Annotated in this window: 17 protein-coding genes and 1 tRNA gene; 13 read left to right on the top strand and 5 right to left on the bottom strand. The window is 54.8% G+C overall.

Annotated features, from left to right (window positions below):
• The first annotated feature begins 52 nt into the window (after positions 1-52).
• Positions 53-2,536: an O-antigen ligase family protein gene (locus RHH81_RS09380; RefSeq protein WP_310742957.1), complete on the top strand. Its 2,484-nt coding sequence runs from the start codon at positions 53-55 to the stop codon at positions 2,534-2,536.
• Here the strand turns inward: RHH81_RS09380 and RHH81_RS09375 are convergent.
• On the bottom strand, positions 2,533-3,240 hold the full coding sequence (locus RHH81_RS09375; protein WP_310742956.1) for a fimbria/pilus periplasmic chaperone: 708 nt from the start codon (positions 3,238-3,240) through the stop codon (positions 2,533-2,535). The genes RHH81_RS09380 and RHH81_RS09375 overlap by 4 nt on opposite strands.
• A gap of 69 nt (positions 3,241-3,309) precedes the next feature.
• A tRNA-Met gene (locus RHH81_RS09370) sits at positions 3,310-3,383 on the bottom strand.
• A 194-nt stretch (positions 3,384-3,577) separates the two neighbouring features.
• On the opposite strand from RHH81_RS09370, the gene RHH81_RS09365 reads away from it, so the two are divergent.
• From RHH81_RS09365 to nagA, 9 genes are all read left to right on the top strand, one after another.
• Positions 3,578-4,183 carry a hypothetical protein gene (locus tag RHH81_RS09365; RefSeq protein ID WP_310453720.1) on the top strand — a complete coding sequence of 202 codons (606 nt, stop codon included), beginning with the start codon at positions 3,578-3,580 and terminating at the stop codon, positions 4,181-4,183.
• A 52-nt stretch (positions 4,184-4,235) separates the two neighbouring features.
• Positions 4,236-4,934 (top strand): response regulator transcription factor, encoded by a 699-nt coding sequence (locus tag RHH81_RS09360; protein ID WP_206199946.1) that lies wholly within the window; start codon positions 4,236-4,238, stop codon positions 4,932-4,934.
• A 73-nt stretch (positions 4,935-5,007) separates the two neighbouring features.
• Positions 5,008-7,575, top strand: a complete 2,568-nt coding sequence (leuS, locus tag RHH81_RS09355; protein WP_310742955.1) for a leucine--tRNA ligase — start codon at positions 5,008-5,010, stop codon at positions 7,573-7,575.
• A 107-nt stretch (positions 7,576-7,682) separates the two neighbouring features.
• On the top strand, positions 7,683-8,168 hold the full coding sequence (cysC, locus tag RHH81_RS09350; protein WP_310743551.1) for an adenylyl-sulfate kinase: 486 nt from the start codon (positions 7,683-7,685) through the stop codon (positions 8,166-8,168).
• A 59-nt stretch (positions 8,169-8,227) separates the two neighbouring features.
• Positions 8,228-8,434: a DUF2839 domain-containing protein gene (locus RHH81_RS09345; RefSeq protein ID WP_302678153.1), complete on the top strand. Its 207-nt coding sequence runs from the start codon at positions 8,228-8,230 to the stop codon at positions 8,432-8,434.
• 7 nt (positions 8,435-8,441) lie between these two features.
• Complete coding sequence (locus RHH81_RS09340; RefSeq protein ID WP_310742954.1) at positions 8,442-9,689, top strand: D-alanyl-D-alanine carboxypeptidase; 1,248 nt, start codon at positions 8,442-8,444, stop codon at positions 9,687-9,689.
• A gap of 3 nt (positions 9,690-9,692) precedes the next feature.
• Positions 9,693-11,324, top strand: coding sequence for an ATP-binding protein (locus RHH81_RS09335; protein ID WP_206199942.1), 1,632 nt, complete (start codon positions 9,693-9,695; stop codon positions 11,322-11,324).
• A 50-nt stretch (positions 11,325-11,374) separates the two neighbouring features.
• A complete protein-coding gene (locus tag RHH81_RS09330) occupies positions 11,375-11,602 on the top strand; it encodes a ferredoxin family protein (protein ID WP_011057929.1) in 228 nt (75 codons plus the stop codon).
• Positions 11,599-12,750, top strand: coding sequence for an N-acetylglucosamine-6-phosphate deacetylase (nagA, locus tag RHH81_RS09325; protein WP_206199941.1), 1,152 nt, complete (start codon positions 11,599-11,601; stop codon positions 12,748-12,750). Before RHH81_RS09330 ends, nagA begins: the two co-directional genes overlap by 4 nt.
• On the opposite strand, the gene RHH81_RS09320 is transcribed toward nagA, so the two are convergent.
• On the bottom strand, positions 12,721-12,990 hold the full coding sequence (locus RHH81_RS09320) for a CD225/dispanin family protein (RefSeq protein ID WP_149818861.1): 270 nt from the start codon (positions 12,988-12,990) through the stop codon (positions 12,721-12,723). The two genes, nagA and RHH81_RS09320, sit on opposite strands and share 30 nt — an antisense overlap.
• A gap of 226 nt (positions 12,991-13,216) precedes the next feature.
• Here RHH81_RS09320 and RHH81_RS09315 point away from each other — a divergent pair, with 226 nt between their 5' ends.
• Positions 13,217-14,083, top strand: a complete 867-nt coding sequence (locus RHH81_RS09315) for a tetratricopeptide repeat protein (RefSeq protein WP_310742953.1) — start codon at positions 13,217-13,219, stop codon at positions 14,081-14,083.
• A 1-nt stretch (position 14,084) separates the two neighbouring features.
• Positions 14,085-14,624, top strand: coding sequence for a GNAT family N-acetyltransferase (locus RHH81_RS09310; protein ID WP_310742952.1), 540 nt, complete (start codon positions 14,085-14,087; stop codon positions 14,622-14,624).
• Here the strand turns inward: RHH81_RS09310 and recA are convergent.
• Both recA and RHH81_RS09300 read right to left on the bottom strand, forming a co-directional pair.
• Positions 14,591-15,649 (bottom strand): recombinase RecA, encoded by a 1,059-nt coding sequence (recA, locus tag RHH81_RS09305; protein WP_310742951.1) that lies wholly within the window; start codon positions 15,647-15,649, stop codon positions 14,591-14,593. The genes RHH81_RS09310 and recA overlap by 34 nt on opposite strands.
• A 74-nt stretch (positions 15,650-15,723) precedes the next feature.
• Positions 15,724-16,512 (bottom strand): hypothetical protein, encoded by a 789-nt coding sequence (locus RHH81_RS09300; protein ID WP_310742950.1) that lies wholly within the window; start codon positions 16,510-16,512, stop codon positions 15,724-15,726.
• Between the two features lie 32 nt (positions 16,513-16,544).
• On the opposite strand from RHH81_RS09300, the gene RHH81_RS09295 reads away from it, so the two are divergent.
• On the top strand, positions 16,545-17,003 hold the full coding sequence (locus RHH81_RS09295; RefSeq protein WP_225901551.1) for a co-chaperone YbbN: 459 nt from the start codon (positions 16,545-16,547) through the stop codon (positions 17,001-17,003).
• The last annotated feature ends 4 nt before the right edge of the window (positions 17,004-17,007 follow it).

The raw sequence follows: 17,007 nt of genomic DNA, 5'->3' as shown, positions 1-17,007 counted from the left end.
ACAAGGCTCATCAAAGCGGTTGGAGCGGCTTTAAACCCTTTTAGCATCACCGATGACGGCAAAACATTGGGGCGAACAGGCAGCGAAACAGGAGGGCATTCTGCTGGGGTTGTTCACAGCAGCTGGCTATACCTTTTTTACGCTTCTACCCGATAGTCACAGTCTCATGGTGGCGTGGCCTTGGGTCTTACTCTGGCAAGCCGCGCTGGGGGTGCCTCTGCTTTGGTTTTTGCAGGTGTTGGCCTATCAACGGCGGGTGCAGCCCTTGGGAAATGGCTTTGATGGCGTAGTGCTATTACTCCTGTTGGCATTGGCGATTTCAGGGACGTGGAGTACTTTTCCCCATCAGGCTCGCTGGTATGGCTGGGCACTGTTGGGAGGTATTGCTGTTCTTTATCCCCTCGGGGCTTGGTTGCGCACCCCAGAACGCCGCTGGCAAATTGTGCGCTTTCAAGGCTATCTCACTGCCCTCGTGATTCTTGTCAGTTTAGGCCTTTGGCTGGGCACAGCGATCGCCCCGGCAATTTTTGATACTCCCCAAGGATTAACGCCCCACCTCAATGTGGACACTTTGGAACTCCGCAACTGGGCACCCTTTGGCCACCAAAATTACGTGGCGGGCTATCTCCTATTGGCTCTACCCTTGGTAGGACTGTTGGCCATAGAAGCAGAAGCCAGTGGATCGCGCCGGTTTTGGATGGCGGTGCTGCTTTTGGGTCTAGTTACCCTCTATACAACATTTTCACGGGGGGGCGGCCTCGGCTTACTGGCAATGGTCATTCCCCTTGGCGTGGGTTGGGTTTGGCACTATCGCCGCCAGCGTCGCTCTTGGTGGGGCTTGTTGGCTTTGGTGGGCTTAGCGGTGGTCGCTTTGGCCAACGATCGCCTGCGCCGCAGCTTAGTGGCTCTCTGGCAGGGAGGACAAGGGAGCGAACTAGCCTACCGCTGGATTACCAGTATTGTTGGCTGGCGGATGGGGGCCGCCCATCCTCTGAGGGGCAATGGCTTAGGCAGTGTGCCCCTGTGGTATCAGCACTATCGTCCGGGCTGGGCTGGCCGTGAAGCGGAGTGGATCTATCAACTCCACAGTACCCCCGTACAACTGTGGGCCGAACTTGGCCTTTGGGGCATTGCCGTATTGCTCTTGGGGGTGGGGCTACTGGTTTATTGGGCAATGCGCTATCGTTGCTGGTGGCCGAACTTAACACAACGGGAACAACGGCTGGCGATCGCCCTCTACCTTGCGCTTTGGGGCTACGGCGTACTCAGTCTTACGGATTTTCAACTGGACAATGTTGGCATTGGTGGCCTCTTCCTAATTGAACTTACCCTCTTAACAACCCTGATTCGCACAGGCCAAGGGCAAACTCCTCCCCAACGGTTGCGGGTACGCTGGGCACTCTCGCTGGTGGGCGTGGCTTTAGGAATCATCCTAGTGATGGTGGGTTGGCTGACACCGATTCACCGTGCTTGGGCAAGTAGCAGCGAAGGTTTTCTAGCCCTCTTGGAAACCCCTCCCGACTGGAATCGCTTTACTGAGAAGCTCTTCCATGCTCAGGAACTCGCCCCTTGGGAACCCTACTATCCGCTGCAACGGGGGTGGCACTATGGCCAGCGGGGCATGATGACAGACAACCCCACAGCACGGGCAAACCTCTTGCGTACAGCAACGGTTGAGTTTGAAAAAGGAATTGAGCTGTCCCCCTACCTTGAGTTTGGTTATAGTAACTTGGCATGGCTTTATTGGCGCGAGGGCAATTTGGGTGCAGCAGTTCCTACCTTTGCCAAAGCGGCTCAACTGGTACCGGCTAAACGGGGCAATTTTCTGGGTCTCGGCTTAGCCCTCATTCGTAAGAATCAACCGCAACTCGCCACCCAAGCCCTGATCCTTGAGGTGCTGCGCCATCCCATCTTCATCACCAGTCCGGCTTGGCGGGTTGCTCCCCTCGCACCCTTTTATCAACCAGTTCTGACGGCGGTCACGGAGCGTTATCGTCAGCTTGAGCAGGACATTGCCAGCGATCGCCCCTCAGGCGCCTATGTGCGTCAAGTGTCAACCCTCCTCCGCTGGTGGCAAGGGGAACTCCCTCGGGACACCGACCCCCTAGCTGCATGGCTGCAACCCTTGGCCAACCCCCAAGAGGCAACATTGAAGGCTCCTGCAACGCTGCAAACCTTCCTCAAGGCATGGGATGACCCTAACAACCGCCGTGACCTCTTGGCCTCCATTTGGCCGGGAAGTCCAGAGCAACTGGAACAGATGGTGCGCTCCATAGCTGGTCAGCCAACACCCCTTGATTGGTTGCGTTCGGCGGCGCCTGCCGTGGCGATTACCTATACCCGTGCCGGTTTTGGCGTCAATAGTCGCCACATTGATGGCCCCCAACCTACGGACTTTTTCATTGCCATTGACAGTCTGCCAATGGTGACTTTATTCGCGCCGCTGTGGCCAGACAACACCTTTTTGCCAGAACTAGATCAGGCTCTAGAGGGCGATCGCCAGCGTCTTTTTGCTGCTCTTAATCAAAGGCTCTAACGGCAAACCCCCGTGGGTCGCTCAATTTGGGTGGTGGGGGGATGGGCAGCAATGTCCAAGACAATCTGTAGGATTCGCACGGCTGCACACTGGTCTTGGGGCAAAGGCATGGGCATTAAGGGCCGCGTCACCCCTGCAAGAACATATTCCCGTTGCGGGCGCAGCTCAAAGAGCCGTTGACCATTCTCCGCCAAGCCTCTGACTGTGATTTGATCCGCCTCGATATGCACATTGCCCCGATTACTGACAGTCATTTGCAGGGTTCCCTGCTGCACTTGGGCATTGAGGAGTTGCCCCTGCCGCCGAATGACCGCTGGTTTGATAAATACGGGTAGGCTATGCACCGTTACGAGGCGCGTTTCTGAGCCGATTCCTTGAGGGGCTGGAGGAATTTCTGCAACTAAAAGCCGATATGTCCGCTCGACATCAGCAGCCGGCAAGCGATGGCCAAGGCGAATTTCAGCCCGTCCGCCCACGGGCAGATGCAGGAGGTTGGGAAAGGCGACTAGCTCTAGGCTATTTGCGGGTAAGAGATGGAGTTCATCTTCCCCCGTTGCCCGCTGTTGCCACTGCTGCACCCGCACCTTAAAGTCGAGGGGGACATTGCCCGTATTAGCGATCGCCAGTACCGTAAAAGGTTCTTGGGGTGCCAGTTCAATCTTCAGCGCACTCAAGCGATATTGAGCCGTCTGCGCTGTGGACATGCCAAGAATCAAGCTAGGGAGAGGAATTAAAGGAGCTAAGAAGCGCCAGAATCGATTAAACATCATGAATGGCGGGGCATGGATTTGAACCATGGACCTTCGGGTTATGAGCCCGACGAGCTACCAGACTGCTCTACCCCGCGTTGCTCTAGCTTATCTAAGGTAGCGTATTCCCTAGAGGATTGGCAAGCGATCGCTAGAAGATTTATAAAATCCTATCAATACCCTAAGTTTTTTCTGGGTCAACTGTAGCAACCCTTACTTCCATCATCCCGACAAACAGATATAAAGAAAGTATTAAGATTACCTAGGTCTTTTTAGACTAACTCCTTGAGCAATGCTGCTACCGCCTCTTCTCCTCGATACTCTGAGGGAAATTTATCAGCGCCAAGGCTCAGCCCTCTCTGCCAGTCCCCTGCGAACTGAAAATCAGCTTCTCCTGTTGATTGAAGGACTCCCAGAAGCGAGCCGTGCCACCCTAGAAACACTACTGGTATCCTACGATCGGGCTAAGGCGTCTCTCCCTATCAATTTGGCCTACCTCTTGGCACTAGAGGGTGAAATCCTGAACCTGCTTGGTGTGACATCCGCAGTACGCCCCTTGTTTACGCCACCAGTGGTACAGACGCTGCAAAACTATCTGCCATGGTTTAGGAAGGCAAGCCAGATCGTGCAGAATCACCTCGGTTGTGCCCTTGTGCGTAACTACTGGTTGATTACCCGCCCGACTCATCCTTGGCTGCGCACGATTCGGGTTGAGACCTTTTACACTGAGCAAGTACCTGCTCCCGATCGCTACCTCAATGAGAAGCAGCAAGACCTGCTACAAACATGGTTAGAGCAATTTCTTCTCTACTGTTATCGCCTTGTACCCACACTGCCAGCGGAGGCGATCGCAGCGGGAATTCCAGTGCCGCCTCAGTTGCTACAAGCAGCCGCCTAACTCAAGAGGATTTCGCTAAAATTTTGGTGTCCATCGGCCATCAATTGATGTTGTGGAGCACATTCTGCTGCTAGAGGATGAAACGGAACTCGCCGACCCCTTGGGTCACATCCTGCGCCAAGAGGGCTACCACGTTGACGTGGCCTACGATGGTGAAACGGCTCAAACCTACTGGCAAACGCAGCGCCCCTACCACCTCTTAATTTTGGATTGGATGGTGCCACCGCCTACGGGGCTAGAACTTTGTCAACGATTGCGCCAAGCCGGTGATGAGACTCCCGTTCTCTTTCTCACTGCTCGAGATACGGTGGATGACAGGGTGCGGGGTCTGGATGCCGGTGCTGATGATTACTTGGTTAAACCCTTTGAACTGCGGGAATTGCTGGCACGGGTACGAGCACTGCTGCGACGGCGCCACACGATGGGGTGTACGGCACCGATTCTTTGCTGGCAGGATCTGCGGCTCGATGTCGAAGGTCGCTTGCTCTACCGAGGAACACAGTGTATCTCCCTCTCTGAGAAGGAAACAGCGCTCCTAGCTCTTTTCCTCAAGCACCCGACGGAACTTCTCAGCCATGAATTGATTGCTAGTCAACTGTGGCCGGATCAGACCTGTGTCAATCGCAACCTATTGGCCGCCCAGATTCGACTGCTACGGCGCAAAATTGAGCATGCCGACGAACCCTCCCTAATTCAAACGGTCTATGGTCAAGGCTATCGGCTACGCCCCGTTGCGGCACCGGCAAGCTAAGACCACTGTTGCCGTATCTTGGAGAGGAACGTGCCAGATACAATAGATAAGCTGTTCTTTTGGGAAAACTGTTGTGGACGATCGCTACGACCCCCAAGTGATTGAGGCCAAGTGGCAACGGGAATGGGCTGCCCGCCAGATCGATCGCACCAACACCGATCCGCAAAAGCCGAAATTCTATGCCCTCTCGATGTTTCCCTACCCCTCCGGGAATCTGCATATGGGGCACGTCCGCAACTATACGATTACCGATGTCATTGCCCGCTGTCGGCGGATGCAGGGCTATCGCGTTCTCCACCCGATGGGCTGGGATGCCTTTGGCCTGCCGGCAGAAAATGCCGCCATTGAACGGGGGATTCATCCTCGCGTCTGGACACAGCAAAACATTGCCCAAATGCGCCAAGAACTGCAACGCCTTGGCCTGTCCTACGATTGGGAACGGGAAGTAGCCACCTGTCACCCCGACTACTACCGCTGGACGCAATGGCTCTTCTTGGAATTCTTTGAGGCGGGTTTGGCCTACCAGAAGGAAGCAGCGGTGAACTGGGATCCCGTGGATCAAACAGTTTTGGCCAATGAGCAGGTGGATAGCGAAGGGCGATCGTGGCGATCGGGCGCCTTAGTGGAACGGCGACTGCTTAAGCAATGGTTCCTGAAAATTACCGCCTATGCCGAGGAACTGTTGAATGACTTAGAACAACTGACGGGCTGGCCAGAGCGGGTGAAATTGATGCAGGCCAACTGGATCGGCAAGTCCACGGGTGCCTATCTGGAATTCCCAATTGTTGGCAGTCATGAGAAAATTGCTGTTTTTACCACCCGTCCCGATACCGTCTATGGGGTGACCTACGTGGTGCTGGCGCCCGAACATCCCCTGACACCGAAAGTCACCACTAGCCGCCGCCGCAAAACCGTCGAAGCCTTTATTGCCAGTGTCCAACAGGAAAGTGAACTGGAACGCACAGCGGGCGATCGCCCCAAACGCGGTGTGGCCACCGGTGGCAAAGCCGTCAATCCTTTTACTGGGGAGGAAATTCCTATCTGGATTGCCGATTATGTCCTCTACGAATATGGGACTGGAGCCGTGATGGGCGTACCTGCCCACGATGAGCGCGATTTTCAGTTTGCCAAAGCCCACAAGCTCCCCATTCGCCAAGTGATTATTCCCCCAGACGGCAAAGCCAGTGCCCGCCTCAAGGCCGCCTATACGGAGCCGGGGAGATTGATCAACAGTGGTCCATTTGATGGCATGGACTCCACCGCCGCCAAAGCAGCGATTACCGAGTATGCTGCTACCCAAGGTTGGGGACGCGAACAAGTGCAGTATCGGCTGCGGGATTGGCTCATTTCTCGCCAACGCTACTGGGGTGTGCCCATTCCGATCATTCACTGTCCGCAGTGTGGGGCGGTGCCGGTGCCGCGGTCAGAGTTACCTGTGCTGCTGCCAGAAGAGGTGGAGTTTAGCGGTCGTGGCCCTTCTCCCTTGGCCAAACTTGCGGCGTGGCGCGATGTTCCCTGCCCGAAATGTGGTACCCCTGCCCAGCGGGAAACGGACACAATGGATACCTTTATTGACTCCTCTTGGTACTACTTCCGCTACGCCGATGCGCGCAACAGTGAAGCCCCCTTTGACCCAGCGGCCATCAAGGACTGGTTACCCGTGGATCAGTATGTAGGGGGGATTGAGCACGCCATTCTCCATTTGCTCTACTCGCGCTTTTTCACCAAAGTTTTGCGCGATCGCCAGCTTGTCCATGTCAGTGAACCCTTCCAACGCCTACTCACCCAAGGCATGGTTCAAGGGCGCACCTACAAAAATCCGCGCACGGGCAAGTACATCATTCCTAGCCGCATCGCCGATCTCAGCCAACCCACCGACCCGGACACAGGGGAGCCCCTAGAGGTGGTCTATGAAAAAATGTCCAAATCTAAGTACAACGGCGTTGCCCCCGGCGATGTGATTCAGAAGTACGGGGCGGATACTGCCCGCATGTTCATCCTTTTCAAGGCGCCCCCCGAAAAAGACCTCGAGTGGGACGATGCCGATGTCGAAGGCCAATTTCGCTTTCTCAACCGCGTTTGGCGCCTCGTGCAAACCTTCAAAGCCAAGGGTGGTCAGCTGGGTCAACCCCTGCCGGCAAGCCTCACTAAAACGGAAAAAGAGCTGCGCCGTGCCATTCACACTGCCATCAAAGAAATTAGCGACGATCTGGAAGGCGACTATCAACTCAATACCGCTGTTGCCGAACTAATGAAACTCAGTAATGCCCTTGGCAGTGCCGACTGCCACACTTCGGGGGTCTATAGCGAAGGCATCCAAACCCTACTCACCCTACTCGCCCCCTTTGCCCCCCACATCAGTGAAGAACTCTGGCACCAACTGGGTGGCACCGACTCCATCCACCGCCAGCCCTGGCCAAAAGCAGACCCCACTGCCCTCGTTGCCGATGAAATCACCCTTGTCATTCAGGTCATGGGCAAAACCCGTGGCGCGATCCAAGTGCCTGCCACGGCTAGTCAAGTGGAACTGGAGGAAGCCGCCAAGCAGTCGGAGATTGGCCAACGCTACCTAGCGGGCAAAACGATCAAAAAAGTGATTGTCGTTCCCGGCAAGTTAGTGAACTTTGTCTTAGCCCCCTAGACCCTCACTGGTTGCCGCAGTCCACTTAACTGTATTGACCTCCTATGACCCACTCCGAAGGCTTAACTCTCTAGTTTACTGGTCTCTCTGGGGCTGGTAAAACAACGCTGGCTCACTATGTCCACAAGCAGCTTCAGGCGGCTGGCCATGCTGTTGAACTTCTCGATGGCGATATTGTCCGCCAGCATTTGACAAAGGGGCTGGGGTTTTCTAAAGAGGATCGGGATGAAAATATCCGCCGCATTGGCTTTGTGGCTCAACTGCTGACTCGCCACGGGGTGATCGTGATTGTCTCGGCAATTTCGCCCTATCGCGAGATTCGGGATGAGGTGCGGCATAAAATTGGCCGCTTTGTTGAGGTTTATGTGAATGCCCCCTTGACAGTGTGTGAGCAGCGGGATGTAAAGGGACTCTATAAACGGGCGCGGGCAGGGGAGATTCGCAATTTTACGGGGATTGATGACCCCTATGAGCCACCCTTGAATCCAGAGGTGGAATGCCGCACGGATTTGGAGACGATTGAGGAGAGTGCGGCTAAGGTGTTGCAAAAGCTGGCGAAGTTTGGTGTGGTGTGCCCAATCGTTGAGTCCTAGAGGGTCATTGCCCCGCAAAAGTATCTAGGATAGAGATTGTAACCGTTCGAGCAGCGAGTATGGGTGAGGCAAAACGGCGCAAAGAAACCCTCGGTGAGGCCTACGGTCAAGAAAAGGGGGGCTGGCTCAAGAAGGAGCAACTGCTGCTGATTCAGAAGTGGGTGACGCGGGGCACGTGGGTCGGCATTGGCCTACTGGTAGTCATTTGGCTCACAGTTCGCTTTATTGGCCCCAGTTTGGGATGGTGGCAATTGACAGCAAATTAGAACGGGTATGCTAGATTTGTTGGCAGCATTGGCATGGTACTGGGGACAGCCGCGCATTGAGGCATTAAAGGCAGTCATCTTTCCCTCTGAGGTGGCACTGTATCAGTATCGCGATCGCTACCTGCAAACCTTGGCTCAGGAGGGTTTTTCTCCCAATCAACAGGGCATCTGGGTTCAAAGTGCTCAGCAGTTACTCGTGAACCACCAAGGCGATCGCCCCCTTGCGGCTGCATCGGTCACTAAAATTGCCACGAGCCTCGCTGTGCTGGATAAATACTCCTTTGACTATCAGTTCCTGACTCGCATCGGCACCACAGGCACGCTGCAAAATGGTGTCCTCAGGGGGGACTTGGTCTTGATTGGCGGCAATGATCCCCTCTTTGTCTGGGAGGAGGCGATCGCCATCGGTAATGCCCTCAATCGCTTGGGCATTCGTCAAGTGCAGGGGAATTTAGTCATCGTTCCCCCTTTTGCCATGAACTTTTACCCTGAATCCCAGACCGCCGCAGCGCTCTTCCAACTCGCCCTAGATCACCGCCGCTGGACACCTGAAATTCAAACGGCCTATGAACAGCACCTGAAGGGACAACCCCGCCCCCAAGTAAGTATGACGGGTGAAACACGCTTCCAAAGCACGATCCCTGCGAGTGTTACCCTGCGCCTCGAGCATCGCTCACTCCCCTTGGGGGAAATTGTGCGGCAAATGAATATCTACAGTAATAATGAGATTGCGGAAACGCTAGCCGAGATGGCAGGGGGTGCTGCAACCGTAGCTCAAGTGGCCGCCCGTAAAGCCAATGTACCCCCCAGTGAAATTCAACTGATCAACGGCTCAGGTCTGGGGGAGGAGAATCGCATTTCTCCCCGGGCGGCGTGTGGGATGCTTTTGGCGCTTCAGGAGATGCTCGCTCAGAAAAACCACAGTTTGGCGGATGTGCTACCCATGGCGGGGCGCGATCGCGGCACCGTTGAGTATCGTCAGTTACCCACCGCCACACTGGTGAAAACCGGTTCTCTTTGGAATGTGAGTGCGTTGGTTGGCGTCTTACCCACAGCAAAATACGGCACCGTCTGCTTTGCGCTTCTCAATGGCGGAGACAACCTAGAAGGGTTTCGGCGGGCACAGGATCGCTATGTGCAGCACCTGAGTCAAACGCTACAAGCGACCCAAAGACTGGGTGCTGAATTTCACCGCCAAGCCCCTGCTCCGCGGTTTGGCGACCCCCAACGCATTCAGCTCCTGAAGGCGCAATAAACGATGACAGCACAACAACTGGGAATTGTCGTCCAAGGTTCCCTCAGTCAAGGCCTTGAAGTGCGGCTCAGTGGTAGCGTCTCCGTTGAGGAACTGCGGGTTGGTCAATTTTTGGTGGTGCAAGGCCAGCGATCGCGCTTCTTTTGTCTGCTGACGGATGTCGTGCTTGGTACGGCCAATCCCCGCATTCTGCTCAATCCCCCCGCCCTTGAGGATACCTTTTTGCAGGAGGTACTGGCGGGTACGGGCACGTTTGCGACGCTAAGTGTGGCACCGATGTTGATGATCCTCAACGATGAGCAGGATTTACTGCCCGTAAAAACGATCCCTGCCCATTTCAGTCCTGTCTATGAGGCCAGTGAACGGGAGTTTCGCGCCGTGTTTGGCTGGGAAGACGATCCGCAGCGGCGCAACTTTGCCATTGGGACTCCCTTAGATATGGCAGTCCCCATCTGTTTGGACTTGGATCGCTTTGTCGAGCGCAGCAACGGCATCTTTGGCAAGTCGGGGACGGGCAAATCCTTCCTAACGCGGCTGTTGCTGTCGGGGATTATCCGCAAACAGGCGGCGGTGAACTTGATTTTTGATATGCACTCGGAGTATGGCTGGGAAGCCACCCGTGAAGGCAAGTCAGTCAGCACCGTTAAGGGATTGCGGCAACTGTTTCCACAGCAGGTGAAGATCTATACCCTTGATCCCGAATCCACGCAACGGCGGGGGGTGCGCGATGCCCAAGAACTCTACATTGGCTTTGATCAAATTGAGGTGGAGGATCTGGCGCTGGTGCAGGGGGAACTTAACCTTTCAGAAGCCAGCCTCGAAAATGCCATTATTCTGCGCAATGAGTTTGGCAAGGGTTGGATTAGTCGCCTTTTGGTGATGACAAATCAGGAGATTCAGGAGTTTTGCGAAACGAAGATGGGCAGCAAAGCCTCGATCATGGCGCTGCAACGCAAACTGACACGGCTAGAGCAACTGAAGTACCTGCGGAATACCTGTACCAAGAACTACATTGGTCAGATTTTGGACACTCTTGCGGCGGGTCAACATGTGGTGATTGAGTTTGGCTCCCAAGCCAATATGCTCTCCTATATGCTGGCGACGAATATTATTGCCCGCCGCATCCACCAAGCCTATGTGCAGCAGTCGGAGATTTTTTTGCAAACCAAAAATCCCAGCGATCGCCCGCGTCAACTGGTGATCACGATTGAGGAGGCTCACCGCTTCTTGAATGCAGCGACGGTGAAGCAAACGATTTTTGGGACGATCGCCCGCGAAATGCGCAAGTACTTTGTCACGCTCCTCGTTGTTGATCAACGGCCTTCGGGCATTGATAGCGAGATCATGTCGCAAATTGGCACCCGCATCACCGCACTCCTTAACGATGAAAAGGACATTGAGGCCATTTTCACTGGGGTGGCGGGTTCGCAGCAGTTGCGATCGGTGTTGGCCAAGCTGGATTCTAAACAACAGGCGCTTGTGCTGGGTCATGCGGTGCCGATGCCTGTGGTGATCCAAACCCGCAGCTATGACGAAACCTTCTATGCCGAGATCGGCGATCGCGATTGGGAGGAACTCCCTACACCCATGTTATTGGAGGCGGCTCAAGCGGCGAAGTCAGATCTGGGGATCTAGCCTAGAGCTTTAGAATTGATCCTGAATCAACTCTCAGTGAGGAAAACGCTGTGGCGCACACCATTGTCACGAATACCTGCGAAGGGGTTGCCGATTGCGTTGAGGCGTGTCCGGTGGCCTGTATTCATCCGGGACCGGGGAAAAATGCCAAGGGCACCGATTGGTTCTGGATTGATTTTGCCACCTGTATTGACTGTGGCATTTGTTTGCAAGTGTGTCCCGTGGAGGGGGCAATTGTGCCTGAAGAACGCCCTGATCTGCAAGCAACGCCGGCATGATGACTGAGCAATGGCTCGATCGCGTGCGGCTTTTGGGGAGCGATCGCTGGCAACAAGTACAACTCACAAATGGTAAAGTGACGGCGATCGGCACTGACCTGATTCCCCCCGATGGCTCTGAGGTGCTGGACTTCGGCGGCGATTATCTCTCCCTTGGGGGCGTCGATCTGCAAATTAACGGTGCCTTGGGCATTCCCTTTCCTTGGTTAAAGACCACCGAACCACTGCCAAAAATTGGCCGCTATCTTTGGCAAGAGGGGATTGATGCCTACGCCCCGACGATTGTGACTGCTCCCCTAGCGGAAATTCACACTGCCTTGAGGGTGATCCACGAATACGTGCCCAATGCGCAAGAGCCTGAAGCCAAAATTTTAGGTGTGCATTTGGAGGGGCCTTTCCTCAATCCCCAGAAGCGCGGTGCTCATCCTCAGTCCCATCTTCAGCCCTTGAGCCTAGAAAGGGTGCAAACAGTTTTAGGGGAGTTCAGTGACACCGTTCAGATTCTCACCCTTGCTCCAGAGTTAGATACCAATGGTGAAGCGCTGCCCTATGTGCGGCAGTTGGGAATTACCGTGAGTTTAGGTCACTCTTTGGCCACCGTGGAGGAAGCGCAGGCGGCTTTTGATGCCGGTGCCACAATGATCACCCATGCCTTTAATGCCATGCCCCCTCTACATCATCGCGAGCCGGGACTGTTAGCAGCAGCCTTGACAGATCAGCGGGTCTGGTGCGGTGTGATTGGCGATGGGGTGCATGTTCATCCACAAATGCTGAAGGTGTTGTGGCAGTGCGCAGGCGATCGCCTGTTTTTGGTGAGTGATGCCCTTGCTCCGCTGGGGTTAGGCGATGGGGTCTATCCTTGGGATCAGCGGCAGATTGCAGTGAAAAATGGGACGGCACGACTGGCTGATGGCACCCTCTGTGGCACCACTGTGCCGCTGTTGGCAATGGTGGGACGCCTAGTGGATTGGGGAGTTTGCGATTTTGAAGCAGCGTTGACCCTCGCAACGGTGAATCCTCGCCGCGCCATCGGTTTGACGACAGAACTCCTACAGCAGCCGGTGACCCATCTTCTGCGCTGGCGATCGCCCCACCACTATGAACGACTGGCCAGCGAGCTACATCCCCCCTTGCTCAGCCATGATTGAGAGCACCATGAGTACCGCATAAAGGGCACCACCGAGCAATCCCGCAATCACCGAAATCCAAGTAAATAGCTTGGCCTTGTTTGAGGCCTCCAACGCCCCGGCGCGATCGCCTACTGCTAACCTTGAATTGACTTGGGCAGCAAAAATAATAGCGACAATACCGAAAGGCAAACAGCAGCAAATCGTGGACAGAATCGCTGGAACCATGTAGTTAGGAATGTTTTCATTTGAAGGGTTCATTGTTAAATTTCCTTAAAAATCAGGTTTGAATAGGGTTTAAAAAATTGACAGCAATTGATTAGCGATCTTTGAATAAGCACAGGCTAGCCTATTTTTTCTCTAAAGGCAATCATCTCCCTTCCACTTTTGTCAAGAGTTGCCCTCAGTCACCGCAAACGTCGGTAGGGTATGGCAAACTAAAGAGGAATTCACTTAGCTTGCAACACGGAAATTGATCGTGCCTAAAATGCTTGCCCGTTTAACCCTGAGTCTGGGTCTTGTTCTCCTGAGTGGCAGTCTGGCAACGGCACAAGTGGTGTTACCGCGCACCCTTGAACTCAATGCCAAGGAGATGGAGCAAAATGGTTTTATTGTGGCGCAAGAAGCCCTGCAACTGGCACAGTTCCAGCAATTTCAAGAGGCGTTGGTGCGGGCAAAACTGGCAGTGCAGTTGGCACCTCAAGCCCACGAAATTTGGGCATTGCTGGGGGGACTCTACCTCACGGTCAATCAACCCAAGGATGCAGTGCCAGCCCTAGAGCAGTCTTTGAAACTCAATGATAAAAATCCGGGGGCTTATTTCAACTTAGGCTCTGCCCATTTTCGCCTCGGACATTATGGAGCCTCAGTGCGGGCGATCGAGCAGGGATTGGCACTGAAACCCGATGCCAAAGAGGAATGGTTCAACCTTGGCAACGCCTATCTAAAACTGGGACAAAAGGATCGGGCGATCGAGCAATACCGCCGCTCATTGCGCTTGGATCGTCAGTTTTGGCCAGCCTATACCAACATTGGCCTCGTGCTCTATGAACAAGGCAATATCCGCCAAGCGGCAAAAAACTGGGAACAGGCGGCAAACATTGACCCCAAAGCCAGTGAGCCGAAACTTGCTTTGGCCACAGCCCTGCTGCAACTGGGGAATGAAGCAAGAGCACTACAACTGGCAGCGGAAGCCCTGCGTCTCGATAGCCGCTACGGCACGGTGGAATTCCAGCGGGAAAACCTCTGGGGCGATCGCCTAGTGGCCGATACGCAAACCCTATTGGCCAAGCCCCCTCTGCGGGCACTGATGAGCCAACTCCAACCTGACCAATCTGCCCTTCCTCAGCCCTAGAATGATTGAGATTCGTGCGGCAGAGATCACTGACCTTGCCAGCATTGCCCAATTAGTGGCCTTGAGTTTTCACCCCGGTGGTGGTTGGCAAGCCCTTTGGCGCAGCTTTGTCCAGTTGGGGATGGAGCAGGATTTGCGCGATCGCTGGCAGCGCGAGCGTCCCCACTACCAGTGTTGGCTAGCCGTCATATCCATGGGAACGTCTGCTCTATGTGTGGGGAGTGTGGAAGTGCAGCTCCGTGAGATCAAGGGTGAACCCAAACCTTACCTGTCCAATTTGGCAGTGCATCCGGACTACCGGCGGCGTGGCATTGGCCGTCGCTTGTTGCACACTGTTGAGGGCAGCCTTTGCTCTACCTATTGCGATCTCTATCTGCACGTCCTTGCTCAAAATCAAGCAGCACAGCAATTATATGCCCGCTGTGGCTTTGCAGTGGTTGAGGAAGGCTTCACCTTTTGGGGAGAGCGGAAATTGCTCCTACGGAAGTCCCTCGCGGGCGATCGCCCCTATTCTCCGTCACCCATGTCATCGTGGGTATGAGTCACCGTATTGGCGGAGACAACTGCCCCTTGGTCTAGCTTTTGCCGCACCTGCTGTTCGACCTCTTGGGCAAAGCTGGGGTTCTCCTCCATGTATTTAATCGTGTTGTCGCGGCCTTGGGCCAAATTTTCGCCGTTGTAGGAATACCAAGCCCCTTTGCGGCTAATCACACCGGTTTCCTCGGCCATATCAAGAATGCAGCCAAGATTGGAAATACCCTTACCAAAAATAATGTCAAACTCGGCAATGCGAAAGGGCGGTGCCACCTTGTTTTTGGCCACCTTAACTTTGGCGCGAATCCCAAATTCCTCCGTTCCCTTCTTCAGGGTTTGCACCCGCCGAATATCTAGGCGCACCGAGGCATAGAACTTGAGGGCGGTTCCGCCGGTTGTCGTTTCTGGGTTACCGTAGGTGACACCAATTTTTTGCCGCAATTGGTTCAGGAAAATCACGGTGCAGCCTGTTTTACCAATATTACCGGTAATTTTGCGCAGGGCTTGGCTCATCAGGCGGGCTTGCAATCCCACATGGCTATCCCCCATATCCCCCTCAATTTCGGCGCGGGGCACCAAGGCAGCAACGGAGTCCACCACCACAATATCTACGGCTGTCGAGCGCACCAGTTGATCAACAATTTCTAGACCCACTTCGCCAGTGTCTGGCTGGGCAACCAGTAGGTTTTCAATGTCCACGCCGAGGGCAGCCGCATAGGTGGGATCAAGAGCATGTTCAGCATCGACAAAGGCAGCCACGCCACCGGCTTTTTGGACTTCAGCTACGGCATGGAGCGCCAAGGTAGTTTTCCCCGAACTTTCAGGGCCATAAATTTCAATGATCCGCCCCTTCGGCAGTCCACCCCCCAAAGCAAGGTCAAGGGTGAGTGCCCCGCTAGAGATGGTTTCCACTTTCATGCGGGTGGCATCCCCAAGGCGCATGATGCTGCCCTTACCAAAGTTGCGTTCGATTTGGGAGACGGCAAGCTCAAGGGCTTTGCGCTTTTCGGGGGAAAGGGTGGTGTCACTCATAGCAAGCTGAAGAAGTTGGCACTTTTCTAGGTTAGCGGATTGGCGAAATTGATGGCTTAAGCTGCGAGGGTGAGTTAGATCAGCTTGCGACGCACAACGATGGCATTATCACCCACCACCGGATCACGGACAAGCAGGTGACCTTCGGTATCCACCACAATGACGGTCTGATACCCCAAGTCATGGGCAGTTTGCCAAAGGTTCTGGGCTAGTTGATCCTGCTTTGTAGGACTGAGATCATACCAACTGTTGGCCAGCATCAATTCCAAGCGCTGTTCGCTGGGGGTGAGGGTGAGGGTGGGATCAAGAGCGTTGCTGTAGCGATCGCAAAGGGCCAGCAATTGTTGGCGGACGGTGAGGCTGTCACTGACGAAGGTGGAAGGAGCGATCGCCCCTGGTGACGGAGTGGGTGTCGGTGTCGGCTGGGGTATTGGGGCGGGTGTTGCCGCCACTGGTGTGGGTGCCGGGCGGGGTTGCACAAGGACACTGGGTTGGGGACGCTGGGTTGCTTTCACCGTTGGCCGAGGGGGAGATTGAAACCAACTCAGGGGATTCAACCAGAGCAAAATGAGAAGTAGGGCGATCGCGATCCCAGTTAGAGTAGCGCGGTTATAACGCTCCTGGAGATGACTCGGCAGCCGTTGCTGCACCCAGCCCATTCCCTGCCACCATAGGGCTGCCCCTCGACTGACCCATGAACGTTCCGGAGTCAACTGCTCTGGGGCGATCGCCCGTTGTGTGGCCACCCCCTTGAGTTGCTCTGTGGCCTTGCTAAGCAGTTCACTGATTCCCTGAAGTGTGGCGATCGCTTCCCGTAACAGCAGGGGGAAAAGTTTTTGCCAAAGGGTGGGCTTGGGGGTCATTTGGGAGCGCCAATCGATCGTATGAGCTATTTTTGATCCTACGGCATCAGATCGCCGCAAATCGCTGCTGCAAAACCGCCGCTGACTGCTACCATGATCCCAAGACAAACCGAGATAACAACGTGAAGGGCATTCAGCAATTTAATATTGAAGGATTCCAGCGGCAAATTCGCAGTGCCCCCGTGCCTGTGATCGTGCATTTTTGGGCTCCTTGGTGTGGCCTCTGCCGCCTTATTGATCCCCTGCTGGATCAACTGGAGCAGTCGCTGCCGCACCGGTTGCAAATTCTTCGGATCAATGCCGATGAAAACTTTGCCCTCAGTCGTCACTTTCAACTGACGAGCCTGCCAACCCTTCTTTTTTTTGAGCGCGGCGAATTGGTGCAGCGGTTTGATCCTGCTCTTGTCAAGGGGGACTTTCGTCAAGCCTTGCAGCAACTGCTTGCCCACTCCTTTCCTAGCCTCTTGCCTGCTGAGTCCCACCGCTCCTAAGACC

The organism is Thermosynechococcus sp. PKX95 (genome assembly GCF_031583295.1).
Lineage (GTDB): Bacteria > Cyanobacteriota > Cyanobacteriia > Thermosynechococcales > Thermosynechococcaceae > Thermosynechococcus.
Note: the sequence above shows the minus strand (reverse complement) of the source record. Positions and strands in the feature narration are given on the sequence as shown.

Coding starts and splice junctions, on each gene's coding strand:
- RHH81_RS09380 (WP_310742957.1), top strand. CDS start 53: ATGACGGCAAAACATTGGGGCGAACAGGCAGCGAAACAGGAGGGCATT.
- RHH81_RS09375 (WP_310742956.1), bottom strand. CDS start 3,240: ATGTCCACAGCGCAGACGGCTCAATATCGCTTGAGTGCGCTGAAGATT.
- RHH81_RS09365 (WP_310453720.1), top strand. CDS start 3,578: ATGCTGCTACCGCCTCTTCTCCTCGATACTCTGAGGGAAATTTATCAG.
- RHH81_RS09345 (WP_302678153.1), top strand. CDS start 8,228: ATGGGTGAGGCAAAACGGCGCAAAGAAACCCTCGGTGAGGCCTACGGT.
- RHH81_RS09340 (WP_310742954.1), top strand. CDS start 8,442: ATGCTAGATTTGTTGGCAGCATTGGCATGGTACTGGGGACAGCCGCGC.
- RHH81_RS09335 (WP_206199942.1), top strand. CDS start 9,693: ATGACAGCACAACAACTGGGAATTGTCGTCCAAGGTTCCCTCAGTCAA.
- nagA (WP_206199941.1), top strand. CDS start 11,599: ATGATGACTGAGCAATGGCTCGATCGCGTGCGGCTTTTGGGGAGCGAT.
- RHH81_RS09320 (WP_149818861.1), bottom strand. CDS start 12,990: ATGAACCCTTCAAATGAAAACATTCCTAACTACATGGTTCCAGCGATT.
- RHH81_RS09315 (WP_310742953.1), top strand. CDS start 13,217: ATGCTTGCCCGTTTAACCCTGAGTCTGGGTCTTGTTCTCCTGAGTGGC.
- RHH81_RS09310 (WP_310742952.1), top strand. CDS start 14,085: ATGATTGAGATTCGTGCGGCAGAGATCACTGACCTTGCCAGCATTGCC.
- recA (WP_310742951.1), bottom strand. CDS start 15,649: ATGAGTGACACCACCCTTTCCCCCGAAAAGCGCAAAGCCCTTGAGCTT.
- RHH81_RS09300 (WP_310742950.1), bottom strand. CDS start 16,512: ATGACCCCCAAGCCCACCCTTTGGCAAAAACTTTTCCCCCTGCTGTTA.